Origin of the sequence: Wolbachia endosymbiont (group A) of Gymnosoma rotundatum (assembly GCF_947250765.1) — a bacterium.
GTDB lineage: Bacteria > Pseudomonadota > Alphaproteobacteria > Rickettsiales > Anaplasmataceae > Wolbachia > Wolbachia pipientis.
The window spans coordinates 880,075-898,605 of sequence record NZ_OX366347.1; the positions used below are offsets into that span (position 1 = coordinate 880,075).

General features: G+C 36.0%; 15 protein-coding genes and 2 pseudogenes. 7 read left to right on the forward strand and 10 right to left on the reverse strand.

What is annotated here, in order from left to right:
* Positions 1 to 6: 6 nt before the first annotated feature.
* The 3 genes from OOK97_RS04445 to OOK97_RS04455 form a co-directional block, all read right to left on the reverse strand.
* Positions 7 to 1,332 (reverse strand): IS110 family RNA-guided transposase, encoded by a 1,326-nt coding sequence (locus tag OOK97_RS04445; RefSeq protein ID WP_172758466.1) that lies wholly within the window; start codon positions 1,330 to 1,332, stop codon positions 7 to 9.
* A 170-nt stretch (positions 1,333 to 1,502) separates the two neighbouring features.
* Positions 1,503 to 2,393 (reverse strand): hypothetical protein, encoded by an 891-nt coding sequence (locus OOK97_RS04450; RefSeq protein WP_264705002.1) that lies wholly within the window; start codon positions 2,391 to 2,393, stop codon positions 1,503 to 1,505.
* Positions 2,394 to 2,538: 145 nt separating this feature from the next.
* A complete protein-coding gene (locus OOK97_RS04455; RefSeq protein ID WP_264705003.1) occupies positions 2,539 to 4,092 on the reverse strand; it encodes an ankyrin repeat domain-containing protein in 1,554 nt (517 codons plus the stop codon).
* A 414-nt stretch (positions 4,093 to 4,506) separates the two neighbouring features.
* On the opposite strand from OOK97_RS04455, the gene OOK97_RS04460 reads away from it, so the two are divergent.
* Positions 4,507 to 5,853, forward strand: a complete 1,347-nt coding sequence (locus OOK97_RS04460; RefSeq protein ID WP_264705004.1) for an IS110 family RNA-guided transposase — start codon at positions 4,507 to 4,509, stop codon at positions 5,851 to 5,853.
* A gap of 277 nt (positions 5,854 to 6,130) precedes the next feature.
* Here OOK97_RS04460 and OOK97_RS04465 read toward each other — a convergent pair whose 3' ends face one another.
* Positions 6,131 to 8,059: a TomO hydrophobic C-terminal domain-containing protein gene (locus tag OOK97_RS04465; protein WP_264705005.1), complete on the reverse strand. Its 1,929-nt coding sequence runs from the start codon at positions 8,057 to 8,059 to the stop codon at positions 6,131 to 6,133.
* 41 nt (positions 8,060 to 8,100) lie between these two features.
* On the opposite strand from OOK97_RS04465, the gene OOK97_RS04470 reads away from it, so the two are divergent.
* Positions 8,101 to 9,057 carry an IS5 family transposase gene (locus OOK97_RS04470; RefSeq protein WP_253303449.1) on the forward strand — a complete coding sequence of 319 codons (957 nt, stop codon included), beginning with the start codon at positions 8,101 to 8,103 and terminating at the stop codon, positions 9,055 to 9,057.
* A gap of 19 nt (positions 9,058 to 9,076) precedes the next feature.
* Here the strand turns inward: OOK97_RS04470 and OOK97_RS04475 are convergent, their stop codons facing one another.
* From OOK97_RS04475 to OOK97_RS04500, 6 genes and pseudogenes are all read right to left on the reverse strand, one after another.
* Positions 9,077 to 10,045 carry a lipase family protein gene (locus OOK97_RS04475; protein WP_264705006.1) on the reverse strand — a complete coding sequence of 323 codons (969 nt, stop codon included), beginning with the start codon at positions 10,043 to 10,045 and terminating at the stop codon, positions 9,077 to 9,079.
* A gap of 173 nt (positions 10,046 to 10,218) precedes the next feature.
* Positions 10,219 to 10,341: pseudogene (locus OOK97_RS04480) on the reverse strand (Rpn family recombination-promoting nuclease/putative transposase); the annotation flags it as partial.
* Positions 10,338 to 11,636, reverse strand: a complete 1,299-nt coding sequence (gene ltrA, locus OOK97_RS04485; RefSeq protein WP_319803573.1) for a group II intron reverse transcriptase/maturase — start codon at positions 11,634 to 11,636, stop codon at positions 10,338 to 10,340. The pseudogene OOK97_RS04480 and the gene ltrA, both read right to left, overlap by 4 nt.
* The gene (locus OOK97_RS04490; RefSeq protein WP_264705007.1) at positions 11,542 to 11,790 is read right to left on the reverse strand and encodes a reverse transcriptase N-terminal domain-containing protein; all 249 of its coding nucleotides are present in this window, start codon (positions 11,788 to 11,790) and stop codon (positions 11,542 to 11,544) included. Before OOK97_RS04490 ends, ltrA begins: the two co-directional genes overlap by 95 nt.
* Positions 11,791 to 12,487: 697 nt before the next feature.
* Positions 12,488 to 12,733, reverse strand: a pseudogene (locus tag OOK97_RS07295) (PD-(D/E)XK nuclease family transposase); the annotation flags it as partial.
* Between the two features lie 66 nt (positions 12,734 to 12,799).
* Positions 12,800 to 13,015, reverse strand: a complete 216-nt coding sequence (locus tag OOK97_RS04500) for a hypothetical protein (RefSeq protein WP_264705009.1) — start codon at positions 13,013 to 13,015, stop codon at positions 12,800 to 12,802.
* An 841-nt stretch (positions 13,016 to 13,856) separates the two neighbouring features.
* Here OOK97_RS04500 and OOK97_RS04505 point away from each other — a divergent pair.
* From OOK97_RS04505 to OOK97_RS04525, 5 genes are all read left to right on the forward strand, one after another.
* Entirely contained in the window at positions 13,857 to 15,572 is a 1,716-nt protein-coding gene (locus OOK97_RS04505; protein WP_264705010.1) for an ABC transporter ATP-binding protein, read from the forward strand.
* Positions 15,573 to 15,767: 195 nt separating this feature from the next.
* Positions 15,768 to 16,004 (forward strand): hypothetical protein, encoded by a 237-nt coding sequence (locus tag OOK97_RS04510; protein WP_155968535.1) that lies wholly within the window; start codon positions 15,768 to 15,770, stop codon positions 16,002 to 16,004.
* A gap of 93 nt (positions 16,005 to 16,097) precedes the next feature.
* Entirely contained in the window at positions 16,098 to 17,804 is a 1,707-nt protein-coding gene (gene argS / locus OOK97_RS04515) for an arginine--tRNA ligase (protein ID WP_015589069.1), read from the forward strand.
* Positions 17,805 to 17,898: 94 nt separating this feature from the next.
* Positions 17,899 to 18,123 (forward strand): hypothetical protein, encoded by a 225-nt coding sequence (locus OOK97_RS04520; RefSeq protein WP_010962565.1) that lies wholly within the window; start codon positions 17,899 to 17,901, stop codon positions 18,121 to 18,123.
* Complete coding sequence (locus tag OOK97_RS04525) at positions 18,101 to 18,403, forward strand: type II toxin-antitoxin system RelE family toxin (RefSeq protein WP_233395579.1); 303 nt, start codon at positions 18,101 to 18,103, stop codon at positions 18,401 to 18,403. The genes OOK97_RS04520 and OOK97_RS04525 overlap by 23 nt, the downstream gene beginning before the upstream one ends.
* The last annotated feature ends 128 nt before the right edge of the window (positions 18,404 to 18,531 follow it).

Below are 18,531 nucleotides of genomic sequence, written 5' to 3' on the forward strand. Positions count from 1 at the left end.
CATTAGTTATTCCTGTTGAACTAAGATATAACCGAATTCCTGTGCCTTTTTGATTAAATTTTTTACAACCCTCTCTTTGTAACGTGTTTCATAATAGTCCATACCTCTTTCTACATATTCTTGTCCATACTTCAACATACTATAAAAGATACATGCTAATTTCCTTGCCGTAGCAGTAATCGCTTTTGGTGCACCTAGTCTTTTTTTTAACCTTCTACAATATGCACCTATTCCGCTATTGCTTCTTGATACACAGTGAGCAGCCATTCGAAATGCATTCGCGGCACGATTAATGACTTTACGTGTTCTTGTGCTAAACACTTTTTCCCCTGTAATTTTATTAGCAGGGCTTAGCCCCAACCACGAAGTAAAATGCTTCTCTGATCGCCATTTATTATAGTTAACACCAACTTCCGAAATGATAGTTTGTACAGTTAGTATATCCAATCCAGGAATTTTGGTAAAATCTATACCAGTTACTCGATATAATTCTTCATGCAAAGCAAAGTTTGGTTTACTTTTTCTATGCTTATTTTTCTCTTCACCTAACTTTTTACTCTCATCAGACTTTGTCTCAAATGTTTTATAATATTCTTCAATGCTCCTGTCACATTCTGCTACTTTTTCCTGATAAATATTATATAGCTCAAATTCTTGCTTTAATGTAAATAGGTGTTCTTTTCTATAGTTTCCTGCTAATGCTTTTGCAATAACAGATTTATCACTTTTTATTCGTCCATCTCTTAGTTCAGCCAATTTTTCAGGATTACTCTCACCATCTATTATTGCTTTAATAATTTGCATTCCAGTTACACCAGTTGTATCGCTTATAACTCTATGTAGTTGAATATTCATTTGTGTTAGCGCTTTTTGCATACGCAAAGTATGTGTAGAAGCATTTTCAATTAAATTTTTACGTTGCCGAACATAACTACGCAATACACACATTTGATCATCTGGCCTAAATGACCCTTGGAGTAACCCGTAACTGTGTAGTTGTTGAATCCATTGACAATCTTGCACATCTGATTTTCTCCCAGGTACATTTTTAACATGTTTTGCGTTTACCAGTTTTACTTCAAATCCGTGTGATTCAAGTACTTGAAACAAAGGAATCCAGTACACTCCTGTTGACTCCATGGCTACTGTATTAACTTTACATTTTTTCAACCATTTTGCTATGTTGTAGAGATCTTCCGTAAAGCAGCTAAATTTTTGTATACGTTGTTCATCGCTTCCTTCGGGTACACATACATAATGTACAGCCGAGCCAACATCGATTCCTGCTGCATTAGGATTCGTTATCTCTAATTTACTTTTGACCTTTGCCATTTTTAATCTCCATTATATAATAATCCATAGTTGAGAAGTGCTTAAGCTTGGGACGGTTGAGTTATACATTCTTCTAATCGAGGTAGCCCAAAAGGCTCCATCAGTGGTTTGACCGTTCCTCCAAAGCCACGCTATTCTACGGGCACTTAAGGCACCATTGCACAGTTCGGCTATAACTGCAAAAAGCTCTTCTCTACAAAATTATATATAAAATTTGCCACACACTCAGCTAGGAAGTTTCTTTTTGGTTTGACAGGTTTTATCTGTCCGGCGCTATCCTCTGAATACTCTAAGTAGAAAGTAGAGTTGTCCATTTTTGCATCTTTTAACTTACCATTAGTTGCACCTCTAACAACTTCCATAAACTTGAGAGTAAGATTTGCACAACTTCCATGAGCTTTTATCATATTAGTTTCATGATCTTCAAATTCTAATTCCAGTGTATTGAGCACATACATACTATCTACAACATACCACACCGCTCCTTTTGATACTAATTTACATATTATATCACTAGCAACCTTGGAGTTCTTTTCTAATTCACTAATCTCTTTTATTCTTTTCATCACACAATCCATAAAGTTATACTTATCTTCATACATCTTTCCATATAGCTTTCCTTGATGAGGAAAATTAAACCTTATTCCAGACTTTATAGCTTCGTTTACAACTTGTTCTAATTGATTCATGTCTTGCGCTTTACCTACTTCATCTAAAAACACTTCTAACTTTGCCTGCTGGTCTAGTATTAAATTATCCCATAGAGTCCTAGATTTAAGCAGATGCTTTTCACTATCTAACCCTTTGAAATCTTTTATTCCTGCTGCCAGCAACAATCTTTCTGCTTCTTTACAACAAGTTTCATCACTATGAAAAACATTTCTGATATATTGAAAGATTCGTAACTTCCCTTTATTGTTATGAAGGCTTAAAACTCTCTTTAAGTCTTGAGTACCCTTGCGTTCATTCAAAAACTTTTCTAATACAGTAAGACCTTTACTTAGAGAAGAAGGGTTATCTTTGTCAACACCACCAAGAATACAGTCTAATTCTTGCTGCAACCTTTTGTGATCCTCAGTTAAAAGATAACCTTCAGCATAGTAGTTACAATTATCAATTGCTATGTCTAGAGGGGTCTTTCCTTGTTTATCACATATATCAGATCTAGCTCCACTATCCAGAAGTGAAGAGATGAGATCATTGTAATCAGTGCTTGTTTAAAACAGCATGGTGTAAAGGGGTATTACCAATCGAGTCTTGCACATTAAGAGCAGCTCCGTTTTTTACAAGATATTCAACTATGTTTAAGTGACCTCCTAGAGCAGCAAAATAGAAAGCAGTGTAGATATAACTGTTTTTTGTCTCAATATCAGCTTTTTCTATAAAATATTTAACTATGTTTAGGTGACCCTTTAAAGCAGCATGGTGTAAAGGGGTATTACCAATCGAGTCTTGCACATTAAGAGCAGCTCCGTTTTTTACAAGATATTCAACTATGTTTAAGTGACCTCCTAGAACAGCAAAATAGAAAGCAGTGTAGATATAACTGTTTTTTGTCTCAACATCAGCTTTTTCTATAAAATATTTAACTATGTTTAGGTGACCCTTTAAAGCAGCATGGTGTAAAGGGGTAGTGCCACGATAGTTTGCCTCAGGAGTAGCTCCGTTTTTTATAAGATATTCAACTATGTTTAAGTAACCCTTAGTGGCAGCATGGTGTAAAAGGGTATTACCAATCGAGTCTTGCACATTAAGAGCAGCTCCATTTTTTACAAGATATTCAATTATGTTTAAGTAACCTTCTGAAATAGCAAAATAGAAAGCAGTGTAGATATAACTGTTTTTTGTCTCAACATCAGCTTTTTCTATAAAATATTTAACTATGTTTAGGTGACCATTTGAAGCAGCACAGTATAAAGTGATACTACCAATCGGGTCTTGTAGATTAAGAGGAGCTCCGTTTTCTACAAGATATTCAACTATGTTCAAGTGACCCTTTGAAGCAGCAGAGTCTAAGGGAGTATTATCATCCCTGTCTTGTACATCAAGAGCAGCTTTGTTTTCTACAAGACATTCAACTATATCTAAGTGACCACTTAAAGCAGCAGCATATAAAGGAGTATCACCCTTCTTGCTTCGTAGATCAAGAGTAGCTCCGTTTTTTACAAGATATTTAACTATGTCTAAGTAACCACCTTTAACAGCAGCATGTAAGGGGGTAGTGCCACGATAGTTCTTCATATTCGGATTAGCTCCTTTTTTTATAAGACATTCAACTATATCTAAGTAACCCTTTGAAGCAGCAGCATATAAAGGAGTATCACCATCCTTGTCTTGTAGATCAAGAGTAGCTCCGTTTTTTACAAGATATTTAACTATGTCTAAGTAACCCTTAATGGCAGCAAAGTACAAAGGAGTAAAGCCGTGATTGTTCTTTGCATTAGGATCAGCATGATTTTTTATAAGATATTCAACTATACTGAAATTATTCTTGCGAACAGCACTGTGTAGGGGAGTATGATCATCCTTGTCTTGTAAATCAATAGCAACATTTTTTTTACCTACAAGATATTCAACTATTCTTAAGCGATCCATGGAAGCAGCTACATGCAGTAAAGTAGTCTTTACATCCATATCGGAAAATATTATGTCAAAATCTTGTTCTTTTAGCTGATTTTCTATTCTATCAATAACATTACTCTCATCTACACCATCTTGTATTATTGCTCTTAATATCTCTTGCAACTCACTTAAATTCATAATTTTACCTTAGTTTAAAACCGCTTTAATCATTATATGCCTGATACAAAAGTCAAGAATTTTATATGTCTTCCTGAAAATTACGAGCGATTGTTTTAGTTGCTCTGCTTGATCGGTAGAAGGAGCATATTTGTGCAATTCAATAGCACCGAACAGAAAAATCTGTCAAACCAGGAAGAAACTCTCCAATTTAAGTTTTAGTAGTTTTTAAGTACAATTGTACAGGAGGTGCTTTTGCAGTTATAACCGAATGTTTCACTGGTGCCATAAGTGCCCGTTTTATAGCATGGTTTTGGGAGGAACGTTCGAACCATTGATGGAGCCATATTTTATGACTACCTCGTTTAGGAGATTGTATAATCTTAACCATTCCCAAGCTGAAGCGCTTCGTTATTATAAATTATAGGAGCTACCATGAAAAAAGCAAAAAGTAAATTAGAGATAATGAATCCTAACGCAGCAGGAATAGATATCGGTTCATCTGTGCATTATGTATGTATACCTGAAGAAAGAGATGAACAACGTGTACAAAAGTTTAGCTGCTTCACAGAAGATCTTCACAATATAGCAAAGTGGTTAAAGAAGTGTAAAGTTACTACAGTAGCTATGGAGTCAACAGGAGTATATTGGATTCCTTTGTTCCAAGTACTTGAATCGTATGGATTCGAAGTAAAACTGGCAAATGCAAGGCATGTAAAAAATGTACCTGGGAGAAAATCAGACGTCCAGGATTGCCAATGGCTACAACAACTACACAGTTATGGGTTAATCCAAGGATCGTTTAGGCCAGATGATCAAATGTGCATATTGCGTAGTTATGTTCGGCAACGTAAAAATCTTACAGAAAGTGCGACTACACACATTAATAGGATGCAAAAGGCGTTAGTACAAATGAATATTCAGTTACATAAAGTAATAAGCCATATAACAGGTGTCACTGGAATGCAAATTATTAAGGCTATAATCGAAGGTGAAAGAAATCCTAATAAATTAGCTGAATTAAGGGATGTGCGAATAAAGAGTGATAAATCGGCTATTGCCAAAGCACTAACAGGTGACTACAGAGAGGAACATTTATTTGCATTACAGCAGGAATTTGAACTATACAATGTTTATCAGGAAAAAATAGCAGAGTGTGACAAAAATATTGAAAACCACTATAAGACATTTGAAGCAAAATCTGACGAGAGTAGAGAGTTAAGCAAGGAAAGAAGTAAGTATCGAAAAGATAAGCTAAACTTTGCCTTGCGTGAAGAATTGTATCGAGTAACCGGTATAGATTTTACTAAAATTCCTGGATTTGATGTACTAACTGTACAAGCTATTATTTCGGAAGTTGGTATTAACTACAGTAAATGGCAATCAGAAAAGCATTTTACTTCATGGTTGGGGCTAAGTCCTGCTAATAAGATTACAGGGGAAAAAGTATTTAGGACAAGAACTCGTGAGGTTATCAATCGTGCTGCGAATGCATTTCGAATGGCTGCTTATGCCGTGGGAAAAAGTAAGAGTGCATTGGGTGCATATTATAGAAGATTAAAAAAGCAACTGGGATCCCCAAAAGCAATTACTGCTACAGCAAGGAAATTAGCGTGTATCTTCTATCAAATGTTGAGATACGGACAAGAGTATGTGGAAAAAGGAATGAACTATTACGAAACACGTTACAAAGAGAGAGTCGTGAAAAATTTGATCAAAAAGGCACGGGTTTTTGGTTATATCTTGGTGCAACAGGAAGAGCTAATTGAGGGAGTTTCTTAGGAGAAACATGCCTTTCTTCAGCATCACAAAATTTTTAATTATTGACTTTCCCCAAAAACGCAAAAAAGTAAGTATATTTGTGAGAATAATTTAAATAAAAGCGGCGTTGTGAAAATAAAAGCGTAAAATTGTTGCAACGAAGTTGGGCAAATTAGTTCGTACCTAAATGTGGCAAAAGTAGGCTAATATAGCTGGTTTTGCGATATAGTCAAACTATTATACAAGAAAGTTCAAACGGTACAAGTGGTGGGACGAGTATAATTTAAAACCTTAAAAACTATTTTTTAGCATCTGCAAGATCGATACCGTTTGTTTGATCAATTTCAACATTGCTAAGCGCTGTATTTGCTTCATACGAACAGTAACATCCTACTGCAAGAAAAGTTAATGCAGCTACAGCAAGTGAAATACACATTGCTAAATGAAACATTGTTAAACTTGCACCAACAGCAAATGCCACAGATAACAAAAAAGAAACAGAAGCATAGATTACTTGCTTTCTACTTTGAGCATTTACTGCTGAGAGTTTTTTGTTTTCATTACCCAGGCTGAGATCTTTTTCTTTGGCGAGCCGACTATTTTCTGATAAAAGTTGAATTTCTTTTTTAGTAAGACAATCAATACTTGCTTGTTTACTTAATGTCTCATGCTTTAGTTGTGAAACATTTTTCTTTGTACTATTCAGCTCTTTATTTTTACCTTCAAGTTGTTCCTGCAAACATTGGATTTGACTTTCCACCCTATTTTTGCTTTCAAGTTGTTCATGTAGATTTTTAACTTGACTCTCTAGTTCTTTACTTTTGGTTTCAGATTCCTGCAGCTTTGTCTTCAGGTCGTTATTTTCATTTTTGGGCTTTTTCAGCTTTAGCTCATTCTTTAGTTTGTTGTTTTCTTCAGTGAGCTGAGTTACTTCACCAGTTTTGTTAGTTAAGTCTCGCTTTGCACTACTCAGGTGCCCTTCTAGCTGTTTTGCTTGCTTTAGATCTTTTTCTAATTGTGAAATATTTTTCTTTGCAACATCTAGCTCTTTCTTCCCCTCTACGAGTTGTTTTTTTGTTTCCTCAAGTTCTTGAGCAAGTTGAATTACTTCACTAGTGTTGCCAACCAATTCTTGCTTTACACTATCCCGCTCCTGTTCCAACTGAGTTTGTGTGCTCTTAAATGTTTGAATTTCTGCATTCAAGGCTTTATTTTTATCATCCAGCTCTTTTTTGCTGTTTTCAAGGTTAGCTTCTTTGCTCTCAAATTCCCTAGTTATTTTAGCCAATTCTTGCTTTGCACTCTCTTGCTCTCGTTCTAACTGAGCTTGTAATTGTGAAACCTTTTGATTTGCATCATCAATCTTTTGTTTTGCTTGTTCCAAATCTTCTTTTAATTTTAAAATATTTTCATTTGCATTATCCAGCCCTGTCTTGCTGTTTTCAAGGTTAACTTTTATGTTCTTATATTGCTCTTTAAGCTTACTGCTTTCTTCAGTAAATTTAGTTACTTGATTATTTAGCTTGCTAATCTTTTCCTCCTTCTCTGCAAGCTGAGCTCCTGTACTCTTAAGTTCTTTAGCTTTTGCATCCAAGCCTTGATTTAGCTTTTTCTTCTCCTGCGCAAACTGAGCTTGTGTATTTTTAAACTCTTCCAGCTTTTGGTTCGCATCATTCAGCTCTTGATCCTTGCTGTTAAGTTCCTCAGTTTTTTCATTCAAGCTTTGTTGTGTACTCTTTAGCGTTTCTTTTAGTTGACTCTTGTCTTGAGTCAATTGAGCTACTTTATCATTAAGCTCATCACACTCTTGTTCTTCTTGTTTCAATTTTTCTTCTAATTTTGGGGCATATTCAATCGGTATTTCAGAAAGCTTAATATCCTTATTTTCTTTCCTGACTTCTTCAAAGAATTTCTCGCCATCTATACATGTAAAGTTAAGTAGACAATTTATTAAGTGGTAAAATGGACTAAGCACGTAAGAAATATAAAAATACCTAGATGCATTGCTGTCTGATTTAAAATTTTCCTGCTTTACTTCCCGAATAAGTTTATAATAGGTATCAATTTTATGATAGTATGGCTCTAAATAATCTAGAACTTTATCCGTTTCTAGTTTTAATGGTTTACCTACATGTTTATAATGCGCACCAGCATTACCGTGTGGCAGACATGGTACTGGGTCGGCTTTGTTGCATAGCAACTGAAAAAATCTGGTGGCTACTGACAAAATTCATTATAAAATAGCCATTTAACCTTGAAAGAAAAAATATGCCACAAAAAATGAGGGTCAGTAACCATAGCGAATATAACAAATTTCTAGAAAAAAGAGGAAATATTTTTCATTATATCAACGAAGCCATAGAAAAGTGGTACGAGAATGGTCCAAAAATACCAGGTGGCAACAATATTTATAGCGATAAAGTTGTAATTTTGGTGCACATAATAACTTGTTTATTTAGAATAGGCCTGAGGCAAACAGTTGGGTTTATAGCAGGATACCTTGAGCAAATTGGGAAAAATTTGCAAGTTATCAGCTATTCACAATCATCAAGAAGGTTTAAGAAACTCAATATTAAGATCAATGATTGCAGAATTGATAAAAATAATATGGAAGATATCGAAATTACTATAGACAGTACAGGAATTAGTATATACAACAACACTCCTGGTCATAGCAAAGAAAATAGCGAAGATAGAAAGTATCGCAGCTATGAACAGACAAGAAAATTGCATGTAATGTTGAATACAAACAGCAAAAAAGCCATAGCTGTAAAATACAGTAACGGTGTCTACTCTGATCACTATGGAGCTTGTGATTTGCTAAAAGAAGTCGATTTTCAGTATGTCATAAAAGTACTATATGCAGATAGGGCATATGACAGAGAAAAGCTCTATAAGCTGTGTAATCAATATGGTATAAAAACGAAAATTCCTCCGAAAAACAACGCAGCAGAGCATCCAAAATTGGATTATATGCTTGATAGAAATGCCGCTATTCAGTTAATGAAATTACATGGTGAGAATGGTATAAAAAGATGGAAAGAAGAAGTAAATTACGGAAAAAGATCGTATATTGAAGGATTTTTCTCAAGGTTGAAGCGAATATTTGGGTTTAGTTTTAGGAGCAAATCTGAGATTAATCGTGAGAAGGAACTGCTACTCAAGTGTTATTTGCTTAACAAATTTACTGAAATAGGCATGGCTAAGTTTGAGATAGCTTCATGAATTTATTGTACGTTACCTACTATCCGAAGAGCGATGCAACAAAGCCTACTGGGTCTGATTGACAAGCTACTCTAATAGTCTTCTTTCCAAGACACTCACTGTAAACTTCAGCAGCATCATTGTAGAAAACTCTTGGGGAGCCAAAAGTTGCAACATTAATGTCTTTGGCTTCTTCTGTTTTATCAAGACATAAAGCAGCTATAGTAGCAAGAGCACCTCCCATGCTATGACCTGTAACATTAATTTTTAAACTTTTGATTCCTTCTAATCCTTTATCATTAGCATGCCCTTGTAATATCTTGTGTACGCTGGGCCAAGAGCGTTTGAATAAAGAGTAGAAACCAGAGTGGATATAATTATCTCCAGATAAAAATGATAACTTAGTCAAAGATGCACGAAGATCTTCCTTCAAATCATTCAAATCGCGAGTACCATGATAAGCTATAGTTACTTCCTTGTCTTTAATAAAAACATAACCAACATCTCGATTGTATGAATTGCTACCCGTCAAAGCATAGCCGACATTATGTTGTTCTAATTTATAATCACTATCCGAGCAATATTTATCTTGAATGAGTTCATTGTCATAAAATTTTATTATTTGATAACCTGCTTCTTCAAACTGCCTTTTAGTTTCATATTCATCTTTCTTTAATTTCCTGTCCCCATCACCATAGGCAATTTTACTGAGAGTACACATTTCTAGTAATTTTTCTTTATCAAATTCTGCAATTTGTCCTGTTATCAGATCGGCAAGGTCAGAAGCATCATTTAACTCACTATTCTCAGAACGCTCTATATTCTTCCATATTTTAATTAAATTAGAAGTGTCTTGATTCAAAAGCGCGTCGAGATCATGTTCATCTCGAGCTTCTAATTCACTCTTAATTGGTCCGAGCTTTTCAATTAAGACCTCTTTTATTGAAGTATTGCTAATATTTACAAAATCATCGCTAATAGAATTTTGATTATCAATAACACCTGGCATATTTCTTACTTACTACAAGTTTAATTAACTTAGTATACCACTATGCAATTATTTAGTCAAATAAGTTATCAATTTAATAAGATTAACCATAAATCTTTTCGTCTTCAACGGTACAAGCAATATTTGTTCAGGAGCGTTTCTGGGAGGAATATTACAGTAACTAGCGTTAACAGGTTAGGTAAGGAAGTAGTATTGCTACTACTCCCTCCCTTAGAAACGCAGCATGCAGGTTTCCCCACACTACGCTTGAGCCCCTTATCTAAGTCCTTCTTTTCTCGAACCGGCTTGTCCTTCATGATTCCTCAGAAAACATCATTCTTAATGGTGACACCAACAGTAGAGAACCTTCTCTTGAGAAAGAGCTTGCTAACATTTTTGTTTGTTTCACTCTTTCATCAAAATACTTTTTCCATTTTAAGTCAAGTGGATTTGCATCCGCCCTGATTTTAACATGTCGTCTGATAGGTATATCAATCAACCTAAGCAGTCTTAAATACCTTATCTCTTTCGGTTTGTTCTTGCATATGGGTGCAGCAAAGACCCATTGACGTTGTTTCATTACCTTGAAGTAACGATTCTTTATCCAACGTAATCCTTTACGAGGATGTCTTTTCTTTGCCCATTTCCATAGAGCACACATAATTTCATGGTCTATTTTGTTAAAAGCTCTTTTCGCACACACATGGCTGTAGTAATTTCCCCATCCCCTTAATAGGGAATTGAGCAACTTGATTAGTACGGCCTGAGTGTTCGCTATGTTTGCCTTTATCAATGTACGTGCTTTATTAAGAAGTTTCTTAATACTTTCTTTTGAAGGTTTTATAATTAACTTCTTATTATACCTGCGTACATTACAACCAAGAAAGTCAAACCCTGTTGTAATAGATATAATTTTTGTTTTCTCTTCGGAAAGGATAAGACCTCTCTCCTGAAGAAAGGACGATACTAGAGGTTTTACTTCATTTTCCAGTACTTCACGTGTGATTCCTGAAATGATAAAGTCATCTGCGTACCTGATTACATTTACTCCACTTCTGATTTTGCTTCTTCTTTTACTGCCAAGTTTACCAAATTGACTTTCCAATGATTTTTCAAGTCCATTTAGGGCTAGATTTGCTAGTATTGGAGAGATGATACTACCTTGTGGGGTACCTGCAGTTGTGGAATACAGAGTTTTTGATTCTAGGAAGCCAGCTTTTAACCAGCTATGAAGAATTTTCTTCTCCATAGGAATATGCTTCATGAGCCATTCATGGTTAATGTTATCAAAACACCCTTTAATATCACCTTCGAGTATCCATTGTAGTTGGTTACGGCTTGCCAGTAACAAGTGACAAGCCACAGTAGCGTCTGCGCAGGATCTTTTTGGTCTAAAGCCATAAGAGTGACGATCACTGATCGTTTCAGCTATCGGTTCCAAAGCAAACAAGTATAATGCTTGCATGGCTCTATCTTTTATCGTAGGGATTCCAAGAGGTCTTCTTTTGCCATTAGACTTACTGATGTATATCCGTTTTAGCGGAGAAGGTTTGTATCCTCTTTGTTTTAATAGCTTTATTCCTTGAAATTTTGTGTTGCAAGTTGACCATATTTGACGATCTACACCTGCTGTCTTGGTTTTCAGTTACTCTCTTAACCGCCAAAGCTTTGCCGCTAAAAGAGCGTGTGAGAAGATGTTGTAAAGTTTTCACCTTACCCCATCTGCCTTGTTGGACAGCCTTAACAATACGCCTCTGTAGCCTCATAACAACTTTTTGGCATTTCTTCCAGGGTCATGCTTCGGAGTTATTGGTAGGTGCACTTACAGTTGTACTTGTAATCATCTGCTTTCCTACCTTAAGTGGTTAACAAAGTTTCTTGTCATGAGGGACCAAATGGAGGTCTGCTCGTTTTCACGCGAATTAATGTTACAAATTCTATCCATTTCGTTACAAAATGGCATTCGCTTTCTCCATTATCCTTTACCTGCACATCCATCAGCATTCCTTGCGGATTGCCTGCCATATAGGCGAAAATACAGGCTTACCCTGTTCCTTCTATCATACAACAGTGGGTTAGGTGGCTTCTCTATACCGGTGATTTGCGTACATCCAGAAATGAAAAATGTCACATTACCTTTTGGTCGGAGCTTATCAGCATCTTTAGCTCTTTAATCGTTACGATACTTATGAAGCTTCACTTACGTTCACCATACCACTAAGCCTAGCCCTCCAACCACATGATGCTTGTAGTTTATGCTTTCTCTCACGATTGAGCATCTTCTTTATCAAGAGGAGGTTCATTGTCCGCGTCGCTCGGCACCAACTGGTTACCCAATTCGCACTGATGCGTAGACTCAGATGGCAAAACATCTGGTTTAATAAGTTTTAGGATTCTTTCAGTTTCTTTCTGAAGGAATTCCTCTCCTTTTAAACAATATGACCGAAGACTTTCAGGTCGCACCATCTCGCAAATGTATTGAGCACCTGTAGAATCTCTACAGAGAACATCAACAATACTTTGCTTTTTAGCGGCGATATCAGGGTCTTGAATAGTACTTAAAAACTCTATATCCTTTATTTCATTTTTACCAGTAAAGCCAAGAATATCATTGAGAAAGTGAATAAGGATATCTTTATTTTTTTCAGTACCGAAGATACGCTTAAATGATACATCATTTTTGGGATCAAGAAACTTAGAAAAAGTCATAAGAAATCAACCTAAAAAGCATTAATAATTATACACACAATTATTCAACCATATTTTTAAGTATAGCTATACCGCCGTGGCGCTAACACGTAGCGGGATGACGAGCTTATCGTCATACCACCGCAAACCGTCATACCGCGATTCATTCACGGTATTTCTAGATCCCGCTAACACGTAGCGGAATGACGAATTACTATCTACACTGTCATACCGCGATTCATTCGCGGTATCTCTTAGCATAGATCCCGCTAACAAGTAGCGGGATGACGAGCTTATCGTCACGCTGCCACGAACCGTCATACCGCCGCGGTATCTCAGCCGCTAACAAGAGATCCCGCTAACAAGCAGCGGGATGACGAATTACTTAACCATCATTACACCGTCATACCGCGATTCATTCGCGGTATCTCTTAGCCGCTAACAAGTAGCGGGATGACGAGCTTATCGTCATGCCACTGCGAACCGTCATACCGCCACGAACCGTCATACCGCCGCGGTATCTCTAGATCCCGCTAACAAGCAGCGGGATGACGGTTGTCGTTTAGCTACAAACATTAAGAAATTTACCAAACGAAAAAAAAGGCAAAAGAAGCCCTAGTCATTGTCTATTTTCAGTATTGGCGTTTTTTAAGTCTTAAACACTGCAATTTAGCTGCTTTTAAATGCAACTCACCTTAGTTTAAATGTTTAAGAAATTTACTAAGCAGAAAAAAAGGCAAAAGAAACCCCGTGTTAGCTAGTTGTCACTCTCTAATCCTGCAAATTGGCGTACTATACTGTCTTAAACGACTTATAAGCGCGTTTCAGCTTATATAGGTAAAAACCTAGAAATGTTGTGAAGACATAAGGTGCACATAGTGCAAAAAATTAAAAATAAGACGCCAACTACGTTGTTTTCTTGCTGTTTAATCTGCACAGATGAAGATAACTGAATACCTTCAATACCATGATAAGAGGACTGGCGGAGTTTGTCAAGCAAGTTTTTCGTTTCTGCGGGCTACTACCCTTTCTTGGTGGACTAAAATCACAACAGCTGCAGAACCTAAATTGCTTCATACTACACCTTTCCCCTTTCCCCTGAAACTAAAATCTATATACTTAACTTTAGAAACTTTAAAATAAGATGCGATCTAATATTAGGCAGTTATTTTACTATATAAAGCCTAATCTATCCTATTTTGTCATAGCTTTTATTGCAGTTTTATTTTCAGCCTTAACGATCCTCCTCTTTGGCAGAGGCTTAAGCAATGTAATTGATTCTGGCACAGAGCACGATTTTACTACCAAACTATTAGTTGCAATACTTATAGTTTTAGCCATTTCTCTCACTGCATTTACTCGGTTATATTTCATTGGCATTGGCAGCGAGAAAGTTATCGCAAGAATCAGATATGACTTATATAGCAGTATCACTAACTTGCAACCAAGTTTCTTTGAGAACACAGGCGTACAAGATGTTATCTCAGCGTTAATTACTGATACCTCTGTGCTGCAATCAATAATAAACAGCAGCTTACTAACCATATTACGAAATTTTGTGATTCTGATTGGCAGTGTTGCTATGTTATTATATACAAATATACAACTAACTGCGTATGCAGCCGCAATAATACCTATACTACTCATTATCATGACCTCACTTGGAAAAAAAGTGCGTAGCTATGCACGCTTTGCCCAGGATAAATTAAGTGAGCTTGCGTCATTTAGTGAGGAAAATTTTAGATCTATAGTGACTATCAAATCGTTTGTACTCGAAGAAAATGAAAAAACCCGTTTTAAGGAGTATTTAAACTCAGCATCAAAATCATACGTAAAATTAGTACTCTTGCGTGCTATTTTAGTAACTCTAGTTATCACGTGTGTGATAGGTTCACTAGTTGTTTTGCTCTTTTTTGGTATTAAAGAAGTCTTAAGCAATAATATAACTATTGGAGAACTCTCCTCATTTGTGTTTTATTCAGCGCTCGCAGCAGGAGCTATAAATAATTTGAGCGATAATATCAGTGATTTACAACGAGGTCTTGGAATAGTAGAGCGTTTATTTGAATTTAAAAATATGAAAAGCTCTATAGCAGATCCCGATGATCCTATAAAAATTTGTAGTGTTCAAAAGGGAATTTCGTTTAATGGCGTAACATTTTTTTATGAATCTCAGTCTGATAAGCCAGCGTTAAATAACGTATCATTTTCTATAGAGGCAGGTCAAGCAGTATCAATTGTTGGACCATCTGGCAGTGGTAAAAGCACCATTTTAAAGCTTCTGCTCCGTTTTCATGATCCAAACAAAGGTAGCATTACTATCGATGGGCACAATATTAAGTCAATTGCGCTAAATGACCTCAGATCGTTGTTTGGCTTAGTGCCACAAGATCACATGATATTTTCTTGCTCAATAATGGAAAATATACTATATGGCAAACCAGGTGCCGAATATGAGGAAGTGAAGCAAGCAGCCATCAGCGCTTATGCGATGGAATTTATTGATAAGCTGCCTGATAAATTTGATACATTTGTAGGAAAAAGAGGATTAAAACTTTCTGAAGGACAAAAACAACGTATTGTAATAGCAAGGGCCATACTCAACAATCCTCAGGTTTTAATACTGGATGAAGCAACCTCTGCCCTTGATTACAAAAGTGAGAACCTCGTGCAAAAAGCATTGAGCAAGTTAATGCAAAACAGAACAACAATCGTAATTACACACAGGCTATCAACCGCACTCAAGACTGACAAGATTATAGTAATTAATCATGGAAAAGTAGAAGAAGTAGGAACTCATGACTCTCTAATGAGTAAAGACGGGCTGTATGCAAAACTGGCGAAGATACAGTGGAATTGAAAGAAAATTTAAATCATACCGTTAGTTGATATGCTAGATTTATAATTAAAATTATTAAATTTTTAATTTTATTATTTTATAATGGTTCCATAGTTATCCGGAAATTTCGTGATCTGTAGTTTCTTTCATTCACGTTATATTCATAGCTTGTTCTATCTTAATGTAATTCCAATTTTGACTGTATAGGAGGTCTCTATGTTAAAACATAACTATAGTGATAAAATCAATAATCGCTATTCATATACTAACAAATTTTCTTATAGTGATGAGGGTGTAGACGAGACGATCAAGGATAAAATCACAACTGAAGATCAGGTGGTAACTGAAGATCAGGTAGTAACTGATGATGTTGAAGAGCCTGATGCTGGTAATGATGGTTACAGCGAAGGTATGGCTTTCTCTTACCATGGTTACGGCAACGACTTAATATAAACTCTGATCCAGGAAGATAAAATAGTTAAGATAAACCTTCAACTAGTCCCACTTATTCACTATACTGCTATAGATTTTATAGCAATATAGTGAATGAACATTTTTAAGCAGATTTCCTCTCTAATCTTTAGTAAATTGAATGAGTTGAAACAAAGGGGTGTTATAAGCACAAGTGCAGCAAACTTTATCATAGAGCCTCCAAGCAATAGAGTCCATGGAGACATTTACACAAATGTTGCTATGGTGCTTGCAAAGCATGAAAAGAAGAATCCCATTGAAATTGCAGAGGTTTTAGCCAAAGAATTTGAACTTTTTGATGAAGTTGCAAAAGTGGAAATAGCAGGCTCTGGTTTCATCAACATGCACTTAAAAATAGAAGTGTGGCATGGAATTTTAAAACAAATAAATGAGCTAAAAACAGAGTTTGGCACCCTAGATATAGGGAACAATCAGGCCATCAATGTTGAATTTGTATCTGCAAATCCAACTGGTCCACTGCATATTGGTCATGCAAGAGGGGCAGTATTTGGTGACGTTCTGGCAAATTTATTGAAAAAAGTTGGTTATAAAGTTACTAAGGAATACTATATTAATGATGCTGGAGCGCAGATAGATACGCTAATTCGGTCAGTGTATTTGCGATATAAAGAAGCTCTGGGAGAAAAAATTAGTGTTGAAAAAGGTTTATACCCAGGTGAATATTTAAAACCGATAGGGGAGGGGCTGGCCAAAAAATATGGCGCAGAGCTTCTAGAAAAGCAAGATAATCAAGTGATTAGAGACTATACTTTAAGTTCTATCTTAGAAATTATAAAGGAAGACATGAACTTACTTGGAGTAAATCATGATGTTTTTACTTCAGAGTATGAGCTACAAAAAAGTGGCAAAATTGAAGAGAGTATAAAGATATTGTCTGACAAGGGTCTAGTGTATGAAGGGTACCTGGAGAAACCAAAAGGCAAAGAAAGCGAAAATTGGACTTCCAGAAAAGAGATGCTATTTCGCTCTACAAAATTTGGTGATGACGTTGACCGTGCATTGAAGAAAGAGGACGGCAGTTGGACTTATTTTGCCTCGGATATCGCTTACCATTTTGATAAGATATCGCGTGGTTTTAACAATATGATCGTAGAGCTTGGTAGTGACCACGGCGGTTATGTCAAAAGACTCAAAGCAGTCGTCTCTGCGCTCAGTGATGATCAAGCAAAAATAGAGGTAAAACTGCATAATATTGTGAATTTTTTCGAGAACGGCAAACCTGTTAAGATGTCCAAAAGATCAGGAAACTTCCTAACAGCAAGAGATGTAGTGGAAGAAGTTGGCAGGGACATAACTCGTTTTATAATGCTAACACGCAAGAATGATATGGTCTTGGACTTTGATTTTGCTAAAGTTAAAGAACAGTCAAAAGACAACCCTATTTTTTACGTGCAATATGCGCATGCTCGTGCTCATTCGTTAATGCGTAATGCTCCAAAAGAGCTCCCAACAGCAGATCCTTCACTTTTAAGGACAGGTGGAGAGCTCTTCCTCATAAAAACCTTAGCAAAGTGGCCAGATGTGGTAGAAATTGCAGCAAGGCTTTGTGAGCCACACAGAATTACTTTCTACTTACTTGAAGTTGCAGAAGCGTTTCACGTTTTATGGGGGTATGGCAAGAGTGATTTAAACATGCGTTTCATACTGGAAGACAACTTAAACCTCACCGCTGCAAGAATGTTTCTCGTGCAGGCCTTAGCACACGTCATCGCTTCTGGACTTTCTATCTTCAATATAGAGCCTTTGGAAGAGATGAGTTGATTTTTTTATGCAAGATTGTTTTTTCAACGAATAGAGAAGTTGACAAAATTAAGTAAAAATGTTATAGTTTATAGTAGTATTTTCTGGTTAATATATGGCTCACAGTCAAAAAAAGCTCAATGTTAATGTAAGTTTTGACAGTAAATTGGCTCAGTATCTTACAGAAATGGCAGAGACTCAAAATAAAACTATTCCTGAAGTTTTAGTAGATTTAGTGGAAGAAGAGTTCGAAGAAGATGTAGAGCTATCCAAAATAGCTGACGATCGCCTCTCTGAAGGTGAAGAAGAAGTAGAGGATGATGAAAACATCTGGAAATAAAACTTACACTATAAAATTCTTAAAAAATGTTATTGAAAAAGAAATTCCAGCTCTTCCGGCAAAGATTAAATTAATGGTTCAGGAGGCCATAAAGAAACGCCTTACAGTTGATCCTTTTAATCTAGGAAAGCCTTTATGTCATAGCTTTAGAGGGCAATATAGGATAAGGGTTAGCAACTACCGTATAATTTACATCATAAATCATTCAGAACGTAAAGTACTTATTACTGCAGTGGGGTATAGAAAAAACATTTACAAACACAGAAGATTACACAATTAAAAATATAAGAAAGATCTCACCGCTGCAACTTGTCCAAGCCTTAGCACACGTCATTGCTTCTGGACTTTCTATCTTTAATATAGAGCCGTTAGAAGAAATGAGTTGATTTTTTTTTGTTACAATATGTA

Bases quoted from the DNA above. Each gene is read 5' to 3' on its own strand.
- OOK97_RS04460 (WP_264705004.1), top strand. From the start codon at position 4,507: ATGAAAAAAGCAAAAAGTAAATTAGAGATAATGAATCCTAACGCAGCA.
- OOK97_RS04470 (WP_253303449.1), top strand. From the start codon at position 8,101: ATGCCACAAAAAATGAGGGTCAGTAACCATAGCGAATATAACAAATTT.
- OOK97_RS04490 (WP_264705007.1), bottom strand. From the start codon at position 11,790: ATGAGGCTACAGAGGCGTATTGTTAAGGCTGTCCAACAAGGCAGATGG.
- OOK97_RS04445 (WP_172758466.1), bottom strand. From the start codon at position 1,332: ATGGCAAAGGTCAAAAGTAAATTAGAGATAACGAATCCTAATGCAGCA.
- OOK97_RS04525 (WP_233395579.1), top strand. From the start codon at position 18,101: ATGATGAAAACATCTGGAAATAAAACTTACACTATAAAATTCTTAAAA.
- OOK97_RS04510 (WP_155968535.1), top strand. From the start codon at position 15,768: ATGTTAAAACATAACTATAGTGATAAAATCAATAATCGCTATTCATAT.
- OOK97_RS04455 (WP_264705003.1), bottom strand. From the start codon at position 4,092: ATGAATTTAAGTGAGTTGCAAGAGATATTAAGAGCAATAATACAAGAT.
- OOK97_RS04520 (WP_010962565.1), top strand. From the start codon at position 17,899: ATGGCTCACAGTCAAAAAAAGCTCAATGTTAATGTAAGTTTTGACAGT.
- argS (WP_015589069.1), top strand. From the start codon at position 16,098: ATGAACATTTTTAAGCAGATTTCCTCTCTAATCTTTAGTAAATTGAAT.
- OOK97_RS04475 (WP_264705006.1), bottom strand. From the start codon at position 10,045: ATGCCAGGTGTTATTGATAATCAAAATTCTATTAGCGATGATTTTGTA.
- OOK97_RS04505 (WP_264705010.1), top strand. From the start codon at position 13,857: ATGCGATCTAATATTAGGCAGTTATTTTACTATATAAAGCCTAATCTA.